Below are 3,448 nucleotides of genomic sequence, written 5' to 3'. Positions count from 1 at the left end.
GCGGCAGAGTGGTAAAAAAAGTCCGTGCACATGGCAAAATCGTATCGGTATATACAAGGTGGAAGAAAAACACCGTGCAGGTGGGCCTAATCAGACCGGAATATGCAAGCATACTGCTTACCATCTCTGTCGACAGACTCATTTCCGTTTTCCAGGCCACTATTCAGAACGTGACTACCGAATATGTTGTGAATTTATGCATAACCTGCATAAATAGATGCAGAAAACCCATTTTTCATTAGTTTGCAAATAATTTATACTATTCTTATAACTGAAAGGCATACAGGGAGGTCGATTTTATGAAAAACACGCGTTTGTTGCTTTCTGCTCTTTTGGCAGGTTCTTTGTCTGCCACGCTGCTGACTCCAGTGTGGGCCCAGCCGGCCCAGGCTCCTGCGGCTCAGGTAAAGCAAAAGGCCCAGCAGCAGAAGGCCGATGTTTCTGCCTACCATCAGGGGGTTCTCCAGGATACCCAATATGGTTATGTCCAAGGGGTGCAGGTGGACAAGGCCCTGGTTTGGAAAGGGGTTCCCTATGGCACGGCCCAGCGGTGGAAAGCACCTGAGGATCCGGTGCCCTGGAAGGGCATCCTGAAAACGGATAAACCCGGTCCCCGGGGTATCCAAGGTACCGCTGGCAATACCCAAGGGGTGGAGGATTGCCTGAACTTGGATATTTACCGGCCCAACACCAAGGAAACCGGCCTTCCTGTGCTGTTCTTTATTCATGGGGGCAACAACCAGACAGGCCTGGCACAACTGCCCTATATGCAGCATTTTGCAGAAAGTGCCAACGTAGTGGTTATCAGCATCAACCACCGGCTGGGCGCCTTGGGCTTTAACCCGCTGCCCGCCTTGAAACATGGTACGCCCCAGGAAAATTCCGGGAACTTTGCCGTTCTGGATATGATTCAGGGCCTGGATTGGACCAAGGAAAATATTGCCAACTTTGGCGGTGACCCCAACAATATCACCATTTCCGGCTTCTCCTCTGGCGGCCGGGATGTCATGGCCCTTTTGATTTCCCCGGCAGCCAAGGGCAAGTTCCAAAAAGCCCTGTCCTTCAGCGGCGGTATGACCACCTCTAAGCCCGCCTGGGCCCAGAAAATTTTTGCCCAGCATTTTGCACCCCTGGCGGTAGCGGACGGCATGAAAAAGAATACCAAGGAAGCCGCCAAGTGGCTGCTTCAGGATAAACCTGAAGTGGCAGCCTATTTGAACGGCCTGTCCGCAGACCGGGTGGCCGGCGCCTTTGGCGGAGCCGCTATCCGCATGGAAGCCTTCCCGCATTTGTACACCGATGGCGTGGTGTTGCCCAAAGACGGCTTTGCCACCAAGAACTACAACCAGGTGCCCCTGGTGATGGTTACCGGTACGGACGAATTCTCCCTGTTTATGAAAGGAGACCCGTATTTTGCCTCGGCCATTAAGGACAAGACTATCTTTACGGATCCGGTAAAACACCAGGAATATGCTTTTGCCAACAAGTACGGCGGCAAACTCTACGGCCTCTTTAACGCAGAAGAATCCGCGGAAATTATGAAGAGCGCCTACGGAGATGCACCCATTTATACCATGTCCATTGCCTACGGCAATAATCCGGAACTAGTCGGGAAGGAATCTGCTTTCCTGCTGGGCTCCGTCCATGGCATTTGGATTCCCTTCGTAACCGAACTGGCTACCAACTCCGTTGCCAGCTACCCCAAAGATGCTTTCAGCAATCCCGGCGCCCTGGCCCTGCAGAAAGATATCCAACAGTACTTCGGCAACTTTATGCGCACCGGCAACCCTAATGGCAAGAACCTGCCCCAGTGGCAGCAGTGGACCGATACCACCAATGGTCCTTCTTCCCTGATTGTCAACGCCACCAAGGATAAAGCCGTCATCGACCAAAGCCATACCCATACCACCATTAAGGAAGTATTGGACGAAATGGCTGCCGATCAAACCCTCACCAATGCCCAAAAGAAGACCCTGATCCAGCAGGTCATGAATGGCCGCTGGTTCAGCTCCCAAATGGATGCCCGGTTCAAGAATATGAAATAAGGAAAGCGAACTGCATAAGGAAACAAAATAGCCCCTGGCGTGATGCTGAGGGCCTGATTTATGCAAGAAGAACTTTTCTCGTCAGTAGGGCTTTTGTCTGAACTAGCTTCCAAGTGAGTGTTAACGAGCGTTAACGAGTGTTGGCGAGCGTTAGAAAACGTATGGGCAGTGAAAAAAATGGCGGTATAGGTGATGTTTTGCTTGTGAAGGATGAGCGTTACAGAGGCTGCGGTCCTTATGTTTTTAAAAAGCAGCGCAATTTTTTTGTAGAAAAATGCAGTACGTACTTTCTAAAAATACAAATGTATTGAAATTAAGGAACTTTTCCGTGAATGTCCCGAAATTTCATTTTGGCAACCAACTGACAACCAAGTGGCAACCAAGTGACAACCAACTGACAACCATTTGGCAACCGAGATTAGATTAGACTAGACTAGAGTAGATTAGACCAGATAAGACTAAAAAACCTAAAAGCTTGGTGTTTTATATTTACATAGCACTAAGTAGCTATAGAACTACGGCTTTTAAGCTCTATATGCTCTTATGCCCTACAGACTGCTACAGCCACGGTGATTACACGGGAAAGCTCTTGTACAGGATCTGCCTGGCCTGTACCGCACTGAACCGGCTGGTCGGGATGCGGGTTCCCGCTGCCATTTTGCAGACCAAAGACGAAAATCTCGCCAAATTTCGTCTTTAAAGGGTGAAAAGAGTGAAACATAACCTCGGGTATGGACTGTATACAAAATACCGCTTCTGAGCTAATTTTGGACGTAATAGGGCTATTTATACTTTTAGGATATACCCCTATGTTTATATTTTCCTGGATTTTATTATAGCAATAGGTCCCATGCACCGAAGAAATCATTCCGTTTACTTGTGATGTACAAGTGCACAACGCAAGGCTCTTTTTGCCGATCTGAGAAAAGTTGGGCTCAAATCAAGGCAGCTAGGAGAAGGTAATTCAAAGAGCTGAAACAGCCGAGAAAACCAGACGCAGCCTATGTTTATACAGGAAAAGCAAATGATTGAAAAGTGACAGTGATAAACGCAGAAATGGATAATTTGTGATGCAAAGTACACTATACGAGGAATGAGTTTCACTGCGCACTTTTGATAATTGTGATTATATCATTAGCTTGCAAAATTGCAAAGTATGTCGAAAAATAAAATGGGGTAGGGATTGAGGGACCAAAAGTTCTTACCTTCTTGCCTTCTAAAAAAGCAAGGTAAGAACTTTTTAGGGTACAGCTGTGCACAGGACCTCGGATGGACCCAGCCAGGATGCCCGGAGGGCCCCGACTCACGTATATACCCTGCGGACCGCACGACCTATTAAAACCTCGACCTTTTAGCATTCTGGTAATATGTCAAGCATATTTTTTTTAAGATATTCTATGTAT

Annotated in this window: 1 pseudogene; it reads left to right on the top strand. The window is 47.9% G+C overall.

The annotated features are described in order from the left end of the window. Positions 1–299 precede the first annotated feature (299 nt). Positions 300–1,394, top strand: a pseudogene (locus DW089_RS11835) (carboxylesterase family protein); the annotation flags it as partial. Positions 1,395–3,448 lie beyond the last annotated feature (2,054 nt).

The sequence above is a fragment of the Acidaminococcus sp. AM05-11 genome, from assembly GCF_003472805.1.
GTDB classification, from domain to species: Bacteria; Bacillota; Negativicutes; order Acidaminococcales; family Acidaminococcaceae; genus Acidaminococcus; species Acidaminococcus hominis.
The sequence above is the reverse complement of the archived record's forward strand: the minus strand, read 5'-3'. Positions and strand labels throughout refer to the sequence as shown.